Genomic DNA, 17263 nt, shown 5'->3' on the forward strand with positions numbered 1-17263 from the left:
TGGTTAGGATTTGGTCACGCTGAACAGCCCACGCAGGGCAGAGCGGTCGAACTCGTTGTCGTGGCGCAGCGCATCGAGCATCAATGCGGCCTCGCGCGCGGTTGCACGCGGTGTACCGACGCCGAGGAAGTCCTTACTCGGCGGTGGGCCCCACTGGTACAGCCCCGACGCGGTTAGCGGGGCCCAGCCGGGTTCCAGGGTGTTGTCGAACATGTCACCGTCGGCGTAGTGCTCGACCAGGAAATCACCTTCGGGGTCGCGCCAGTAATCGAAAATCTGACTGCCCTGAATGTGACGGCCGATGCCCCAGGACCGGAAATAGCCTTGCTCGCGCAGATATTCGCCACCGGCGGCCAGCGCGTCGAGGTCGCAAACCTGATAGGCCGAGTGCACGTAACGGTGCGTCGGACCCAAAGCCATCGCCAGCGTGTGGTGGTCGGCCGGGGTGGAGCCGCGGTCGCACCGAATGAAGCTCATGATCGGTCCGCGCTCGCGCTGGCCTGGGTAGTAACAAAAGTCGCTGACGATCAGACCCAGGTGGTCCAGGTACCAGTTCAGCGCCTCGATGTACTTGGGCGTCTGCAGGACGATGTGTCCCAGCCGCTGCACGCGCGCGGGGATCCGCGGCGGGCGCTGGGTGGCGTTCGCCCGGACGGTGTCGTGGCTGGCCCCGAAGTTAAAGACGTGGGGACGCTGGGACGGCAGCTCATCGAGCCGGTGAACACCGGACACCACCCGCAACGGAATCCCGCTTGGGTCGACCAGATCAACGCCGACCCCGCCGAGGGTCTCGGGCAGCGGCCGGACGGTGGTCCCGGTTGCGTCGGCCAGCCGCAACAGGTCTGCGTCGTCGGCGGCGATGAACGCCGGGCCGACGAACCGCGAACGCTTGGCGCGTCGGATCAGGACACACGGTGCCGCCGGGTCGCTGCCACGCAGGTGCAGCTCGTCGTCGGTGCGCAGTGCCACGCTGAAACCGAACGCCAGCGCGAACGTCTGCGCTTTGTCGAGATCCGGCTTCTCGAACTCCAGCCAGATGACGTCGTGGACCTTGATCACCGGGTTGGCCGAGCGCCCGGGATGCTCACCCGGCAGCGCGCCCTGCTCGCTGTGCAGCCCATTGTGGGCGCCGATGAGTTGGTCGGTCATTGTTCGCTCCTAGACTCGAAATCGATTGGCACCGAGGCCCGAAAGGGTTCTGGTGTCCGGGCTTTCACCGGGTGCGCCAGTTCATGTACCGCACTCGCCACTAAGGATGCCGCGTCCGCGCACATGTGTCGTTGCCGCTGACGGCAATCGCTATACCCTGCTAGCGGGTATTCAGGAGCACGGCGATCTCGAGACCGCGGGTGTGACGCAGTGGCCACAATTGGCTCATATTGGTGCGCACGTCGGCGGGATGCCGACGGGTTGCGTGCTGCAGCTGCACCGGTCAGAAGCGAATGCCGCTGCGCCGCAGGCTTTTTAGGCTCGAGCCACGAGCGCGGGCGACGGGTCTAGTTGTTCGTTGGTGGTGGTTGGGGTTGGAAGGGTTGGTACCACCACCATTGGGCGCGTTCGCCGGTAGGCCCTGAGCAGGGTGCCACTGCGGGCGGGGGTTGGGTTGGTGGGCGTGCGAGGGATCCGGCGCTGAGCGTTCGGCCGGAGTTGTCGGTGACGACGAGATGGTCTGCGGGGCCGGTGAGGGTGATGCCGCCTTGATGGTGTAGCCGGTGGTGATACGGACACACCAGCACCAGATTCGCCAACTCGGTGGGGCCGCCGTCCTCCCAGTGGCGCAGGTGGTGGGCGTGCAGACCGCGGGTGGCTCCACAGCCGGGCACCACACACGTTCGGTCGCGGTGCTCCAGAGCGCGCCGCAGCCGCCGGCTGATCAGCCGCGTCGTGCGGCCGGCACCGATGACCTCACCGTCACGTTCAAACCACACTTCACCGGTGGCATCACAGGTCAGATAGCAACGCTCGGCGTCGGACAGCAGCGGACCCAGATGCAGCGCCCCCGCACGCTGTTGCACGTCGACATGGACCACCACCATGGTGTGCTGCCCGTGGGGGCGGCGGGTGGCCTCGGCGTCCCAGCCCGACTCGACCAGACGCATAAACGCCTCGACGGTTCCCGGCACCGGCGGCGCGATATCCGATGCCGCGGCGCTGGTGCCGCGATCGTGTTTCCACTCGGCGATCAGCGCATCACGATGAGACGCCAGTGCCGCGTCGAACTTTGCCGCCTCGGGGCGCGGAAGCGTGATCCGCCAACAGCTGAACTCCTCGCTGGTGGTTTTGGTGATCGAGGGCTGCGGCCGAGGGTCGGGTTCGGGTCGCGGTTCCAGCTTGACCGCGGTGCGCAACTGGTTGACCGTCGCACTACGCGCCAACTGCGCATAATGCTCATCAGAGCCCTCGGGTGCGCGCGCCGCGATGATGCCGACCTGATCCAGCGACAGCCGCCCCTCCCGCATCCCTTGGACGCAGCGCGGAAACTCCTCGAGCCGACCCGCCACCGCGGTCACCTGATGGGCGTTGCCCGACGACAACCCGAGCTTCCACGCCACCAACGCCGCCACCGACCGCGCCCCCGTAACCCCACACAGCCCGTCGCGATCAATCTCGGCGACGATCTCCACGATGCGCCCATCAATCGCGTTGCGCTGACCGGCCAACTCCGCCAACTCATCGAACAACACCCCAAGACGATCAGGCGCAGTCACCGCCGCCGACAAAGACACGGTCGAAGACATAACGCCATCATCGCAACCGGGTACGACAAGTTTCGGCCGTCGATCCGCCGGGGTCGTCACTCACCAAGTAGCTCAACTTGCAAATGTCTTGTGTGGGATAGCGATATCAAACGCCGTCCCACCCCCCGGGGGACTGGCGACCTGCATCCGCCCACCCAGCGCTTCGATACGATCCTTGAGTCCGATGAGCCCGGAACCCTTTTGCGGGTCAGCACCACCGATCCCGTCGTCCGAGATGAGCAAGAACAGCGCCTGATCGGTGGCGTGGGCCCGCACCGCCACCCGAGAAGCCTTGGCGTGCTTGGCAGCATTGGTGAGCGCCTCGGCGACCACGTAGTAAGCGGCCACCTCAATGGGGTCGGGCAACCGGTGCGCGATCGCAACGTCAAGTTCGACGGGCACCGCCGAACGTCGGGCCAGTGTCTTGAATCCGGCGGACAGCCCACCGGTCGACAAGATCGCGGGGTGAATGCCACGCGAGATCTCCTGCAGCTCCTGGAAGACGTCGGTCAACCCCGAAACGGCTTGAGAGAGCTCCTCTTTGAGCTCAGCGCAGTCGGCCGGGACCAAATCCTCCGCGAGGCGAAGCTTCAGCCCCAGGGCGACCAGGCGTTGCTGCGCCCCGTCGTGAATATCTCGTTCCAGCTGGCGACGCGCGGTATCTGCGGCGGCCACGATCCTCGCCCGCGAGGCGACGAGTTCTTGGCGTGTGGTGGCGGCGGCAATGGCGGTCGCGATGAGCTCTGCGAATTCGGCTATGCGCGCCTCCGCATCTGGCGGCAGCCCTTCCGGTTCGGTCGTGCCGACGACGGCTACCCCCCATACCCGTTCGTCGACCACAATCGGGGCGCCGACGCGCGATCGCACGCCCAATTCGCGAACGCGTTGAGCGATCGAGCCGCGGGCGCCGTCGAACATATCCATGCGAGCCGGACCTCGCGTCTGCCACACCTGAGCAGAGACGTTGTCGCCCTCGGTGCTTAGCCGTTCGCCGACCGACAATAGCGGCACGCCCGGTCTTGCGAAGGAAGCGACGACGACGACCCCTGCACCATTGTCCTCGAACTGCAGCACCTCGGCGCCACCCACCTCCAGGCAACCGGCCATCTCCTCGGCTACCGCGGCAAACACCTCCGCCTGGCTGACTCCCTGTGCGACCAAGGTCGCCACCCGGCGCAACGCGGCCTGCTGCCGCGCCAGCACGCTGAGGTCGTCGGCGAGCTGACGGAGGCTGTCGCGGCTGGCGTTCAACTGTTCGCGCGCCGCGGCGTTGGCTAGCGCGGTTGCCACCAGATCCGCGAAGTCCGTGATTCGCGCCTCCGTGTCGGCGGGCAACGGACCCGTCCGCGAGGCAACGGCGGCCACACCCCAAAGATGCGAACCCACCGAAATGGGAACCGCAACCATCGATTGGACCCCGATGGCTCGAATGCGCGCCGCAGCTTCACCTGGCGTGTGCTCGTGACTGTCCACTCGGGCCGGACGGCCGGTTCGCCGCACTATCGCGGCGACATGGTCACCGTCCAGGGGGAATCGATCACCCACCACCGGCGGGTTCCTCAGCTCAATCTCGGGACGTCCTAGGGCGGCGATGACGATGTCATCCCCGTCAAAGCGGGCGACCGTTGCGTTGTGGGCGTCGACGCAACTGGCCATCTCCTCGGCCACCATGGTGAAGACTTCCGCGGGTTCGGCCTCGCGAGCGACCAGTTCCGCCACCCGGCGCAACGCGGTCTGTTGTCGAGCGAGCTGGTACAACGACGTCGACGCGTCGCCGTCGCGATGGCGATCATTCACCGGCAACCACCGCCCTCAGAAATCCCCGACTAGCGCGAATTTTAACGCCACCCATTCGTCTGCACCGCAGCGGTGCCCTGTCCGGCCCGTGACACCCGAGCCGCTCCGTTATTCACGGCAATTTCGTTGTGGTCCAGCGTAATTGCGAATAGTCCGGGTCGTCTCAAGACGCGATCGCAAGCACCAGCAATGCGGTGCTCGCCAGTCCGGTTATCACCGCGGGAGCGACGGCGGCGCCGGTGTCACGGGCCTTGAGGTGGTAACCGATCGCTCCGATCATCAAGGCGACAAGCCCGGCAGCAGTCACAACGGTGAGCGACTTGACCGCAACTCCCGCAAGAAGGCCGGCCACAGCCGCCAGTTCGGCGGCACCGATGAGACGGCTCGCGCCCTCACTGATGTCCAGATGCGCGGCATTGGCGCGCGCGGTCGCGGTACCCAGCACCTTGATGAAACCCGTGAATGCGAATTCCAGGGCCAGCACGACGGACAAGACGACGGTGGCGGTGTGCATCATGAACTCCTTCAGTAAAGCATCGTCGGCGCTCGAAAGGCGCTGCGAGACAAGTCGTCCCAATTATCAGCGCCGACAGCGGCGTATCGAGTCATGGCAGCCACAGTCTCCGGTACCGGCTAGCACCCATTTCGCCGTCAGAGCTAATCGAGACGGCGGCAGCACGGGCGATTTACCGGCTGGCAGGTATATCCATTTGGCGGTGGCGGTAGCGACATGCCGATACGGACGACGCATGCTCGAAGCGACACCGCACCCAGCGATGTGTAATCGACTGCGCAGAGCGGTATTTCACCGAACGAACGCAAAGCACCGGCTGACGCCGGTGGGCAAGAATGGAGAGGAACCCATGGCATACCGGACCGTCAACCCGTTCAACAACGAGATAGTGGCCACGTTCGCGGACCTGACCGACGTCGAGACGATGAACCTGCTTGCACAGGCGCACAAGAGCTTTGAGTCGTGGAGCCAGGCGTCGTTCGCCGAGCGCGCCGCCGTGTGTGACCGCGCTGCGGCCATCCTCACCGAACGGCGCGACGAGTTCGCCCGCCTGCTCACGCTGGAGATGGGCAAGCTCTACAACGAGGCCCTGGGTGAAGTCGCGCTCAGCGCGCAGATTTTCCAGTACTACGCGCAGCACGCCGAGGCATTTCTGGCGCCCGAGCGCGTCGACACTTTGAGCGTCAACGACAACGCGATGCTCGTCAGCGCCCCGCTCGGCGTGATCTTGGGCGTGCAGCCCTGGAACTTCCCCTTCTACCAACTGGCGCGCGTGGCGGCCCCCAACCTGATGGCCGGCAACGTGGTCATGGTCAAGCACGCCTCCAACGTGCCGCAGGCCGCGGCCGCCTTCGAGCGGCTGCTACTCGAGGCGGGCGCCCCGGAAGGCGTGTACACCAACCTGTTTGCGACCAAGGACCAGATCAACATGTTGATCGATGACCCGCGCGTGTGCGGCGTGTCGCTGACCGGCAGCGAGGGCGCGGGCAGCGTCGTCGCCGCCCGGGCCGGCAAGAACCTCAAGAAGTCCACGATGGAACTGGGCGGCTCGGACGCCCTGATCGTGCTCGACGACGCCGACCTGGACAAGTCCGTCGGATGGGCGGTGTGGGGCCGGATGAACAACGGCGGGCAGTGCTGCGTCGCCGCCAAGCGGATCATCGTCGTCGAGGAGATCGCCGACGAGTTCCTGGCGAAGTTCAAGGCCGCACTCGCCGGGCTCAAGGCCGGCGACCCCTTCGACACGGCGACGACTTTGCCGCCGATGTCGAGCCAGGGTGCCGCCGACGAGCTCAACGCGAAGATCAAGGCCGCGGTCGAAGCCGGCGCGACGGCCATCCCGCTCGGTGCGCCGGTGCCCACTACCGGCGCGTTCGTGCAGCCGACCATCCTGACCGACCTGACCCCCCACAACCCCGCCTACTACCAGGAGTTCTTCGGACCGGTCGCACTTTTCTTCCGCGCTACCAGCGAGGACGACGCCGTGCGGCTGGCCAACGACTCGCACTTCGGGCTCGGCGGCTCGGTGTTCACCTCAAACCCCGAGCGTGGTGTCGAGGTGGCCAAGCGGATGGAGACCGGCATGGTGTTCGTCAACCACCCCACCTGGACCAAGCCGGACCTGCCGTTCGGTGGCGTCAAGCTGTCGGGCTACGGGCACGAGCTCTCCAGCATCGGCATCAAGGAATTCGTCAACCAGAAGCTCATCAACGTCGTCCCGATCGACGCGCCCGAGTAACTCAATCTTCAAGCGGCTCAACGCAAAAGGAACTCAATCATGGCTGACTTCACCGTAGGGAAATATCTCGCCGCCCGCCTCGAGCAGATCGGGCTGAAGCACTACTTCATGGTCCCGGGGGACTACAACCTCGTGCTACTCGACGAGTTGCTGGAAAACCAGAACCTCGAGCAGATCGGTTGCTGCAACGAGCTCAACGCGGCTTACGCCGCCGAGGGCTACGCCCGGGTCAACGGTGCCGGGGCGGTGTTCACCACCTACAACGTGGGCGCGTACTCCGCGCTGAACGGTGTGGCCGGCGCCAACGCCGAACGGCTGCCGGTCATCATGGTGTCCTCCAGCCCGAATACCAATGACGCGGGGGAGAACCACATCCTGCACCACACGGTGGGCACCCACGACTTCACCGCGCAGTACGAGGTGTTCCGTCAGGTGACCTGCGCGGCGGTGCGAATTCAGCATCCCGACAATGCGCCCGCCATGATTGACAGGGCGATCAGCACGGCCCTGCGCGAGCGCAAGCCGGCCTACATCGAGATTCCGTGCAACCTGTCGGCCGCCCCCTGTGCCGCGCCGGCGCCGTTCTCGGAGCTGGCGGTCGGGCAGCCCAGCAACGCCCGCATGCTGGCCGAGGCCGTCGGGCATGCTTGCGACCTGCTGGCGGACGCCAAGAAGCCGATATTGCTGGCCGGGGTGCACCTGCGTTCCTTCGGGGCCATCGACGCATTCCGTGAACTTGCCGAGGCGCTGGGATGCGCGGTGGCGGTCATGCCCAACGCGAAGGGCTTCTTCCCTGAAGACCATCCGCAGTATGTCGGCATCTATTGGGGCGAGGTGAGCAGCCCCGGGTGCCAGGCCATCGTCGACTGGTCCGATCTGGTCGTGGCGGCGGGCCCGGTGTTCAGCGACTACACGACGGTGGGCTACAGCGCGGTGCCACCGCGGCAGCGGTTGATCAACGCGGAGCCCCAGTCGGTTCGGTTTCCCGATGCGGAGTTCACCGGGGTCGCACTGGCCGAGTTCCTGTCCGACCTTGCCAAGAAGGTCGAGGCCAACGAGGCGACCCTGACGCAGTTCAAGCGTCTTCGGGGAACGCAAACCCCGGCACCGCGGGCAGCGGCCGCGCAGCCGGAGGCCCCGCTGAGCCGGGCCGAAATGTGGCGCCAGATCGAGGAGGAACTCGACGCCACGACGACCCTGTTGGTCGAGACCGGTGACTCCTGGCTCAACGGCATGTATACGCGGTTGCCCGGCGGCGCCCGGTTCGAGATCGAGATGCAGTGGGGCTCGATCGGCTGGTCAGTCCCCGCGAGCTTCGGCTATGCGATGGGCCTGGAGGATGATCGCCGGCTGGTCGCGGTCATCGGCGACGGATCGTTCCAGCTGACCGCCCAGGAGGTGTCGAACATGATCCGCCACGGTCAGGAGATCCTGATTTTCCTGGTCAACAACCGCGGTTACGTCATCGAATCGGCGATCCACGACGGTCCGTACAACTACTACAAGAACTGGAACTACGCCGGACTTGTCGATGTGTTCAACGCCGAAGACGGCCGCGGGCTGGGGCTGACGGCGAACACCGCGGGCGAACTGACTGAGGCGATCGAACTAGCACGGGCCCACCGAGGCGGTCCGGTGCTGATCGAGTGCCAGATTCCCAACGACGACGCCAGCCCGGAGCTGATCTCCTGGGGATCGAAGGTGGCCCGGGTCAATTCCCGCAAGGATCCCCGGTTCTGATCGAGGGGCCGGCCGGTAGGGCGCGTGGTTGAGGCGCACTACCGGCCGGCTCTGCATCCGACGACGGGGTCAGCCGATGTGCAGGCCTCAAGAGGCGCCGATTCGGCCCGACTATTCGCGCAGAGCGAAACCGCTTGCGGCACAAGGCAACAGCGAACAGAACGTCAGAGCCGGTCCTTGACTGCCGCCGACAGCCGGGAGCCATCGGCCTTGCCGGCCGCGATCGCGGTCGCCGCCTTCATGACCTGTCCCATCTGTTTCATGCCGGGGCGCTCGCCGATGGCCTCAGCAACCTGGGCGATGGCGGTGTCGACCACGTCGGCTAACTCCGCCTCGGTGAGCGGCGTGGGCAGATACTCGTCGATGATCCGCGCCTCGGCGTGCTCGGCGGCGGCCAGTTCGCCGCGACCATTTTGGGTGTAAATCTCGGCGGCCTCACCGCGCTTGCGGGATTCGCGGGCGAATACCTTGAGGATTTCGTCATCGGAGAGCTCCCGGGCCTCCTTGCCGGAAACTTCCTCGGTCTGGATAGCGGCCAGCAACATGCGCAGGGTCGCGGTCCGCAACTTATCCTGGGTCTTCATCGCCCCGGTGAGGTCCGCCCGCAGCCGGGCTTTGAGTTCCGCCATGCTCAGAGACGCTACGCGCCCGGACTGTGCAGGCCAGCGGGGGCGGGACCGGACACCGGGGAAGATTGAGAAAACCCCCGACCGTCGACAGGATGGAGCCCATGACCAACGACGACGGCTGCTGGACCCGGTGAGCGCACTACCGCCTGGCTATCCAGCCGGCCCCCCGCCGGGAGGGCCCACGCCCGACGCCTCTCCGCCGGCGTATGGCCCGCCACCGGCCTACGGCGGTCCGCCGCCCGGATATGGGGCGCAGCCTGCGTACGTAGCGCCCCCCGGTTACGGACCCCCGCCCGGCTACGGACCCCCACCTGGTTACGGGCCACCGCCTGGTTATGGGCCACCGCCCGGTTATGGACCGGGCTACGGCCCACCCGACGGCTACGGTTCCCCGCCGGGTTATGGCCCACCCCCTGGATACGGGCCACCGCCCGGCTATGGTGCGCCACCCGGATACGGGCCGCAGTACGGCTCGCCCCAGCTGGCACCGGGAGCGATCAAACCCGGAATCATCCCGCTGCGGCCGTTGAGCCTCAGCGACATCTTCAACGGTGCGGTCGGCTACATCCGCACCAACCCGAAGGCCACGCTGGGGTTGACCGCCATCGTCGTGGTGGTCATGCAGATCATTTCGTTGGTCGCCACCGTGGGCCCCATCGCCGCGTTCGGCGGGCTCCCGAGCGATCGTTCGGCAGATATGAACTGGGGAGTGGTCGGCGCGTGGTTCGGCTCGATGGGTGTCGGCCTGCTGGTCACCTGGCTGGGCAGCATGCTGCTGTCCGGAATGCTCACCGTCATCGTCGGGCGGGCGGTGTTCGGATCGTCGATCACGATCGGCGAGACGTGGGCCAAGATCCGTGGGCGGCTGCTCCCGTTGCTCGGCCTGGCGCTGCTGGAAGCCGCGGTCGTGGCCGCACTTTTCGGGCTCGCCGCCGTGCTCATCGCGTTGATCGCGGCCATCGGCAACGGCGCCGCGGCGGTGCTGATCGGCATCCCGATGTTCTTCGCCCTGACCGCGTTGATGGTGTACCTGTACATGGTCGTGCTGTTCGCACCGGTGCTGATCGTGCTCGAGCGGCTGCCCGTCCTCAGCGCGATCACCAGATCCTTTGCGCTGCTTCGCAACGGCTTCTGGCGGGTGCTGGGTATCCGGGTGCTGACCTTCATCGTGGCGGGTGTGGTCTCCGGCGCGATCAGCGCACCGTTCAGCATCGTCGGGCAGGTGATGCTGGCCGGAATGCCGTCCACCGGTGTCCTGCTGCTGGGCACCATGATCACGTCGATCGGATCGGCGATCGGTCAGATCATCACGGCGCCATTCAACGCCGGCGTCATCGTGCTGCTCTACACCGACCGCCGCATCCGGGCCGAGGCATTCGATCTAGTACTGCAATCCGGTGCGGCGAGCGGACCGTATGCGGCTTCCTCGACCGACAACCTTTGGCTGACACGGCCATTGGCCGGCTGAGCGAGGACGACAGTGCCTTCTATCGACATCGACCGCGATGCCGCACGCCAGGCCGCAGCCGACGAGCTCAGCAAGCCGATCTATACCAAGGCGTCCGCGACTCAGCAGCTCATGGATTGGCTCAACGAGTTGCTGTACCGGCTGTTGCAGAAGACCTCCTCGCTGCCCGGTGGCTGGTTGACCACCGCGGTGCTGCTCACCCTGCTGGCCATTGCGATCATCGTGGCCATCCACACCGCGCGACGCACGATGCGCAGCAGGCGCCGCGGTGACTACCAGTTGTTCGAAACCGCCCAGCTGACCGCGGCCCAGCATCGCCAGACAGCGCAACGCTATGCAGCGGAAGGAAATTGGACCGCAGCCATTCGCCACCGGTTGCGCGCCATCGCGCGCCAACTCGAAGAGACCGGGGTGCTGAACCCGGCGCCCGGGCGCACTGCCAACGAGTTGGCCCGAGACGCAGGCGACGTGCTGCCTCATCTGACCGGCGAATTGTCGCAAGCGGCAACGGCGTTCAACGATGTCACGTACGGCGAGGTGCCCGGGACCCAGTCCGCCTACCAGATGATCGCTGACCTCGACGACCATTTGCGGTTGCGCGCGCCTGCCACCGCATCCACGGCAGCGCACTACAACCCCGTCGAATCATGGGCTCAGGTGCGGTGATGGCCACCACCACGTCTCAACCCGCGATCGCGACCACCGGCCGTTGGCGGTCGTGGCGCGGCGTCGTCCTCACCCTGGTTGTGCTGGCGGCCATCGCCTGGCTCGGTGCCTACCTGACCGCGCCGCGACCGGGGGCCCGTCTGGACGCGGAGTCCACCGGAACCGACGGCGCCCACGCATTGGTCACCCTGCTGCGCGACGGCGGTGTCGACGTTGTGGTGGCCGACAACCTCGCCGACGTCGAACACGCGGCCCGCCCCGACACGCAAATCCTGTTGGCGCAAAGCCAATATCTGTCCGAAGACATGCTGGAGCGGCTGGCCAAGGCACCCGGCGATCTGCTTCTGGTCGAGCCGACGGCGCGAACCCGCGAAGCTCTGCTGCCCGGCGTGCGTATCTCGGGCGCCAGTTCCTTCGACAGCGATCCCAACTGCACGCTGCGCGAGGCCACTCGGGCCGGATCGGTTCGCTTCGGTCCCGCCGACACGTTCGACGTCAAAGACACCCGGGTGGTCACCCGCTGCTACGACGGCGTGCTGATTCGCTTCCGGGACGACGGGCGAACCGTCACTGCGGTCGGAAGCAGCGACTTCATGACCAACCAAGCCCTGACGCAGGCGGGCAATGCCGCGCTGGCGATGAATCTCGCGGGCGACCGCCCCCGCTTGATCTGGTACGCGCCGCACCACATCGAAGGTGAAACCAGCTCCGCCACATCGATTTTCGACCTGATTCCGGACAATGTGAACTGGATGGTCTGGCAGCTGCTGGTCGTCGTGCTGCTGGTCGCGCTGTGGAAGGCGCGCCGGCCCGGTCCGCTGGTAGCCGAGGACCTGCCCGTCGTGGTGCGCGCGTCGGAGACCGTGGAGGGCCGAGGCCGGCTGTACCGATCCCGCCGCGCACGCGATCGCGCCGCCGCCGCGCTGCGCACCGCGGCACTGCACCGGCTGCTACCCCGGCTGGGTTTAGGCACCGGCGCACCGGCACAGGCGGTGCAGATGACCGTCGCCCAACGCACCGGCATAGACGCGGGATTCGTTTCCTACCATCTGTTCGGCCCGCCGCCGGACACCGACAACGACTTGCTGCAACTCGCCCGTGCGCTCGACGAAATCGAAAGGCAGGTCACCAACTCGTGACGCAGTCCCCTTCGGCCCCGCAAGCCGCCACCGCACCATCCCCGGCCGCCGACTCGGCGCGCGACGCGCTGCTGGCGTTGCGCGCCGAACTCGCCAAGGCCGTCGTCGGACAGGAAGGGGTGATCAGCGGCCTGGTGATCGCGCTGTTGTGTCGCGGCCATGTGCTGCTGGAAGGTGTTCCGGGAGTGGCGAAGACGCTCCTGGTGCGGACGCTGGCCGCGGCACTGCGACTGGAATTCAAGCGGGTGCAGTTCACCCCCGACCTGATGCCCGGCGATGTCACCGGCTCACTGGTGTACGACGCGCGCACCGCCGAGTTCGCATTCCGCCCCGGCCCGGTATTCACCAATCTGCTGCTCGCAGACGAGATTAACCGCACCCCGCCCAAGACGCAGGCCGCGCTGCTCGAAGCAATGGAGGAACGGCAGGTCAGCGTGGACGGCGAACCCCGGCCGCTACCAGACCCCTTCATCGTCGCGGCCACCCAGAACCCCATCGAATACGAGGGCACCTATCAGTTGCCGGAAGCCCAGCTCGACCGGTTCCTGCTCAAGCTGAACGTGACACTGCCGTCCCGTGATTCCGAAATCGCCATCCTCGGCCGGCACGCGCACGGCTTCGATCCCCGCGACCTGTCCGCGATCAAACCGGTCGCCGGGCCTGCCGAGCTGGCCGCGGGGCGCGAAGCGGTGCAACACGTTCTGATCGCCGACGAGGTACTGGGCTACATCGTCGACATCGTCGGAGCCACCCGCTCCTCCCCCGCATTGCAACTAGGCGTGTCACCGCGTGGTGCGACGGCCCTGCTGGGCACCGCACGCTCCTGGGCCTGGCTGTCCGGCCGAAACTACGTCACTCCCGACGACGTGAAGGCGATGGCCCGCCCGACGCTGCGGCACCGGGTGATGCTTCGTCCCGAAGCCGAACTCGAGGGCGCGACGCCCGATGGAGTGCTCGACGGCATCTTGGCATCGGTTCCGGTGCCACGCTAGTGATCCTGACCGGGCGCACCGGCCTGGCGGCGTTGATCTTCATCATTCCGATCGCGCTCTCTCCTTGGCCGGCAAAGGTTTTCGAGGCGCTGCTGGCGGCGCTGGCGGCGGTCGTGGCTGTCGATATCGCGCTGGCCGCGAATACTCGCAAACTGCGTTATGTCCGTTCGCCGAACAGCTCGGTGCGGCTTGGTCAACCGGTGGACATGAAGCTGGAGATCCACAACGACGGCCCCCGCCGGTTCCGCGGCCAGATCCGCGATGCGTGGCCACCTAGTGCGCGTGCCGAACCGCGCATCCACGAGATCAAGATCGCCGCCGGGCAATGTCAGCATGTCCAGACGCACCTGCGACCGGTCCGCCGCGGCGACCAGCGCGCGGCGGCGGTCACCGCCCGGTCGATCGGGCCGCTGGGGTTGGCGGGACGGCAAGGTTCGCAGCCGGTGCCCGGCCAGGTCCGGGTGCTGCCGCCGTTCTTGTCGCGCAAGCACCTGCCGGCGCGGCTGGCCAAACTGCGTGAGATCGACGGTCTGCTGCCGACGCTGATCCGCGGGCAGGGAACCGAATTCGACTCGCTGCGTGAGTATGTCGTCGGCGACGACGTGCGGTCGATCGATTGGCGTGCGTCGGCGCGCCGCGCCGACGTCATGGTCCGCACCTGGCGGCCCGAACGTGACCGGCGGGTGGTGATCGTGCTGGACACCGGGCGCATGGCGGCGGGCCGCGTCGGCGTCGATCCGACCTCCACCCATGCCGAAGCCGACCCAGCGGGCTGGCCCCGTCTGGACTGGTCGATGGACGCCGCACTGCTGCTGGCGGCGCTCGCATCGCGGGCCGGCGATCATGTGGACTTCCTCGCTCATGACCGGCTGAGTCGCGCTGGCGTGTTCGGTGCATCGCGTACCGAGTTGCTCGCCCAGCTGGTCGAGGCGATGGCCCCGCTACAGCCCACGCTGGTCGAATCCGATTGGCGTGCAATGGTTGCCGCGATCGCGCGGCGTACCCGGCGGCGATCCCTGGTGGTGCTGCTGACCGATCTCAACGCAACCGCTCTGGACGAGGGACTGCTGCCGGTGTTACCGCAACTGTCGTCCAAGCACCATCTGCTGGTCGCCGCGGTCTCCGATCCGCGGGTGGACCAAATGGCTACCGGCCGTTCGGATGCGGCGGCGGTCTACGATGCGGCGGCCGCCGAACGGTCCCGCAACGACCGCCGCGCGATCGCGACACGGCTGCGCCTAAGCGGGGTGGAGGTCGTCGACGCGCCACCCGACGAATTGGCGCCCGCGCTCGCCGACCGTTACTTGGCGATGAAAGCGACTGGGCGGCTGTAAGTTTCAGCGGGTGGGAACCACGTCGGGCGCATCGTCGATATCGCCAGTTTCCCCGGCCCGCACGGCGCGGCGCCCGAAGTAGATGACATACGTCAGGAACGCCGCCTCGGCGAGCACCCCGATCGCGATACGAATGAACGTCGGCAGGGGTGACGGCGTCACCAAGGCTTCGATCAACCCAGACACCAGCAGTACCCCGACGAGTCCAATCGCCACCGACACGACGGCCCGGCCCTGTTCGGCGAGCACCTGTCCGCGCGGCCGATCTCCGGGCGATATCACCGACCACCCCAGTCGCATCCCCGCTGCCCCGGACAGGAACACCGCGGTCAGCTCCAGCAGCCCGTGCGGAAGCAGCAAACCCAACAGGATGCCGCCCTTGCCAGCCTGAAACATCAGCCCCGCGATCAAACCCAGGTTGGCGGCGTTTTGGAACAGCACGAACGGAATCGGCAGGCCCAACAACACCGAAAATGCGATGCATTGGGCAGAGACCCAGGAGTTGTTCACCCAGACCTGCAGGGCGAACGCCGCGGCGGGGTGTTCGCTGTAGTACTCGGCGATGTCGTGGTTGACCAAATGGTCGATGTCGCTGGGTGTTCCGACCGCGGCCTGCACATCGGGATTGCTCGCCACCCAGACCGCGATGATCACCGCGACGCCTAGGAAGGCCACCGCGGTGGCCAACCACCACCGCCAGGCACGGTAGGCGGTCACCGGGAAGGACACCGTCCAGAACCTGGTGAACGTGCTGGTCAGTGGCGCATGGGCACCGGTGACCGCGGAGCGGGCACGCGCGATCAGGCTGGACAGTCGACCGATCATCAGCGAATCCGAGGATGCCGACCGCAGCATCGACAGATGGGTGGACACTCGCTGGTAAAGCTCGACGAGTTCGTCGACCTCCGCGCCCGTCAGCGACCTGCGCCGCTTGATCAACTGGTCAAGCCGGTCCCAGGTCGGGCGATGGGTCAGCACGAATGCGTCGACGTCCACCTTGGCAGCCTAATGTTTCGGGGCCAACGACCGCAGCCGGTCACACCCAGCGAACCTGTACCGTTCGGTGTTATGTCGGAGGTGGTGACCGGGGACGCCGTGGTGCTGGACGTGCAGATCGCCCAGCTGCCGGTGCGAGCCCTGAGCGCGCTGATCGACATCACGGTGATCTTCCTGCTGTACATCGTCGGGCTGCTTCTCTGGGCGGCGACGCTGACGCAATTCGACAGCGCGCTGAGCGGGGCCATCCTGATCATTTTCACGGCGCTGGTGATGGTCGGCTATCCGATCGCATTCGAAACGGCAACCCGGGGGCGCTCGCTGGGCAAGATCATCATGGGCTTGCGCGTTGTATCCGACGACGGCGGCCCAGAACGCTTCCGGCAGGCCCTTTTTCGCGCGCTGGCATCGGTGGTGGAGATTTGGATGCTCGCCGGGAGCCCGGCCGTGATCTGCAGCATCTTCTCGTCGAAGGCCAAGCGTGTCGGCGACATCTTCGCCGGGACGGTCGTTGTCAGTGAACGGGGGCCACGATTGGGGCCGCCCCCGATGATGCCTCCGTCACTGGCGTGGTGGGCGTCGTCGCTGCAGTTGTCGAATCTCGATGCCGGCCAGGCCGAAGTCGCACGCCAATTCCTTTCCCGCGCACACCAACTCGATCCGCAGCTGCGGCTGCAGATGTCATACCGAATCGCCGGTGACGTGGTCGCCCGGATCGCGCCGCCACCTCCGCCCGGCACTGCGCCCGAACTGGTCCTGGCTGCCGTCCTGGCCGAACGCCACCGCCGCGAGCTGGCGCGGTTGCGCACCGCGATGCCGCCGGGCCCACCGCCAGGACCGTGGACTGCCGGGCCGCAATATCAGGCACCGCCCGGCTGGCCCGCCGCACCGCCGGCGGCCATGCCGCGCCAGCCCGCGCCAGTCGCCTGGCCGCAGCCGACAGCACCGCAGGCGACGCCGCCGGAGCAGGAACAGCAAACGGGCGGCTTCTCGCCGCCGCGCTAGTCAGCTCGCGACCTTGACGGCCATCAGCGCCACATCGGCGACCAATAACGCCCAACCGAACAGCGGCACCGCAATGCCGCCGCGGCGCTTGGCCGTGAAAAACGTGATCAGGATGACGACGAACGCGACCAGCGGCGCCCCGTAAAAGGCCACGCCGAAATCGATCCCGCGGCGCAGGTTGGGGCAGCTGTGGTCGGTGCACCCGTCGGTACTCATCACGGCGCCGAGCGCGAAGAGCATGACGATCGCGGCGGCCGGCACCGTCGACAGCGCCAAACCCCAGTTCACCCATGGCCACACGTGCGGGTCGTGGCCGTGCCGCGCCGACACCGTGCTGTGGAACGTCACGTTGGAGTTCGCTGCGTTCATCCCGGAGTCCGTACCCGTCACCCAGCCGGGACAAACGAAGCTCCTACAGGATCCTTTTCTGCAGGTCAGGGCCGCATAATCCCCGGTACGGCAACCGCCGACCGAAATCCGTCGTTGCATCGCGATCGTTCACGATAT

General features: G+C 66.8%; 15 protein-coding genes. 8 read left to right on the forward strand and 7 right to left on the reverse strand.

Annotation, left to right across the window (positions count from 1 at the left end; genetic code table 11):
• Nucleotides 1-3 precede the first annotated feature (3 nt).
• From MJO58_RS25885 to MJO58_RS25900, 4 genes are all read right to left on the reverse strand, one after another.
• Nucleotides 4-1149: a VOC family protein gene (locus tag MJO58_RS25885; RefSeq protein WP_090607609.1), complete on the reverse strand. Its 1146-nt coding sequence runs from the start codon at nucleotides 1147-1149 to the stop codon at nucleotides 4-6.
• A gap of 347 nt (nucleotides 1150-1496) precedes the next feature.
• Complete coding sequence (locus MJO58_RS25890) at nucleotides 1497-2738, reverse strand: HNH endonuclease signature motif containing protein (RefSeq protein ID WP_239721410.1); 1242 nt, start codon at nucleotides 2736-2738, stop codon at nucleotides 1497-1499.
• A gap of 72 nt (nucleotides 2739-2810) precedes the next feature.
• On the reverse strand, nucleotides 2811-4535 hold the full coding sequence (locus MJO58_RS25895; protein ID WP_239721411.1) for a GAF domain-containing protein: 1725 nt from the start codon (nucleotides 4533-4535) through the stop codon (nucleotides 2811-2813).
• 163 nt (nucleotides 4536-4698) lie between these two features.
• A complete protein-coding gene (locus tag MJO58_RS25900) occupies nucleotides 4699-5049 on the reverse strand; it encodes a DoxX family protein (protein ID WP_259608733.1) in 351 nt (116 codons plus the stop codon).
• A gap of 349 nt (nucleotides 5050-5398) precedes the next feature.
• Here MJO58_RS25900 and MJO58_RS25905 point away from each other — a divergent pair, with 349 nt between their 5' ends.
• Together MJO58_RS25905 and MJO58_RS25910 are read left to right on the forward strand one after the other, a co-directional pair.
• Nucleotides 5399-6787 (forward strand): NAD-dependent succinate-semialdehyde dehydrogenase, encoded by a 1389-nt coding sequence (locus MJO58_RS25905; protein WP_239721413.1) that lies wholly within the window; start codon nucleotides 5399-5401, stop codon nucleotides 6785-6787.
• A 39-nt stretch (nucleotides 6788-6826) separates the two neighbouring features.
• Nucleotides 6827-8527, forward strand: coding sequence for an alpha-keto acid decarboxylase family protein (locus tag MJO58_RS25910; RefSeq protein WP_239721414.1), 1701 nt, complete (start codon nucleotides 6827-6829; stop codon nucleotides 8525-8527).
• Nucleotides 8528-8691: 164 nt separating this feature from the next.
• Here the strand turns inward: MJO58_RS25910 and MJO58_RS25915 are convergent, their stop codons facing one another.
• The gene (locus tag MJO58_RS25915) at nucleotides 8692-9156 is read right to left on the reverse strand and encodes a GatB/YqeY domain-containing protein (protein ID WP_239721415.1); all 465 of its coding nucleotides are present in this window, start codon (nucleotides 9154-9156) and stop codon (nucleotides 8692-8694) included.
• Here MJO58_RS25915 and MJO58_RS25920 point away from each other — a divergent pair.
• From MJO58_RS25920 to MJO58_RS25940, 5 genes are read left to right on the forward strand one after another with little or no spacing between them, the layout of a single operon-like run.
• On the forward strand, nucleotides 9155-10624 hold the full coding sequence (locus tag MJO58_RS25920; protein WP_434086273.1) for a DUF7847 domain-containing protein: 1470 nt from the start codon (nucleotides 9155-9157) through the stop codon (nucleotides 10622-10624). The genes MJO58_RS25915 and MJO58_RS25920 overlap by 2 nt on opposite strands.
• A 12-nt stretch (nucleotides 10625-10636) precedes the next feature.
• The gene (locus MJO58_RS25925; protein ID WP_090607618.1) at nucleotides 10637-11290 is read left to right on the forward strand and encodes a DUF4129 domain-containing protein; all 654 of its coding nucleotides are present in this window, start codon (nucleotides 10637-10639) and stop codon (nucleotides 11288-11290) included.
• A complete protein-coding gene (locus MJO58_RS25930) occupies nucleotides 11290-12429 on the forward strand; it encodes a DUF4350 domain-containing protein (RefSeq protein WP_239721416.1) in 1140 nt (379 codons plus the stop codon). Before MJO58_RS25925 ends, MJO58_RS25930 begins: the two co-directional genes overlap by 1 nt.
• On the forward strand, nucleotides 12426-13421 hold the full coding sequence (locus MJO58_RS25935; protein ID WP_090607620.1) for an AAA family ATPase: 996 nt from the start codon (nucleotides 12426-12428) through the stop codon (nucleotides 13419-13421). Before MJO58_RS25930 ends, MJO58_RS25935 begins: the two co-directional genes overlap by 4 nt.
• A complete protein-coding gene (locus MJO58_RS25940) occupies nucleotides 13421-14755 on the forward strand; it encodes a DUF58 domain-containing protein (RefSeq protein WP_239721417.1) in 1335 nt (444 codons plus the stop codon). The genes MJO58_RS25935 and MJO58_RS25940 overlap by 1 nt, the downstream gene beginning before the upstream one ends.
• 3 nt (nucleotides 14756-14758) lie before the next feature.
• Here the strand turns inward: MJO58_RS25940 and MJO58_RS25945 are convergent, their stop codons facing one another.
• On the reverse strand, nucleotides 14759-15751 hold the full coding sequence (locus MJO58_RS25945) for a stage II sporulation protein M (RefSeq protein WP_090607625.1): 993 nt from the start codon (nucleotides 15749-15751) through the stop codon (nucleotides 14759-14761).
• 72 nt (nucleotides 15752-15823) lie between these two features.
• On the opposite strand from MJO58_RS25945, the gene MJO58_RS25950 reads away from it, so the two are divergent.
• A complete protein-coding gene (locus tag MJO58_RS25950; protein WP_239721418.1) occupies nucleotides 15824-16756 on the forward strand; it encodes an RDD family protein in 933 nt (310 codons plus the stop codon).
• On the opposite strand, the gene MJO58_RS25955 is transcribed toward MJO58_RS25950, so the two are convergent.
• Nucleotides 16757-17125, reverse strand: coding sequence for a hypothetical protein (locus MJO58_RS25955; protein WP_350355906.1), 369 nt, complete (start codon nucleotides 17123-17125; stop codon nucleotides 16757-16759).
• Nucleotides 17126-17263 lie beyond the last annotated feature (138 nt).

This window comes from Mycobacterium lentiflavum, from assembly GCF_022374895.2.
Lineage (GTDB): Bacteria > Actinomycetota > Actinomycetes > Mycobacteriales > Mycobacteriaceae > Mycobacterium > Mycobacterium lentiflavum.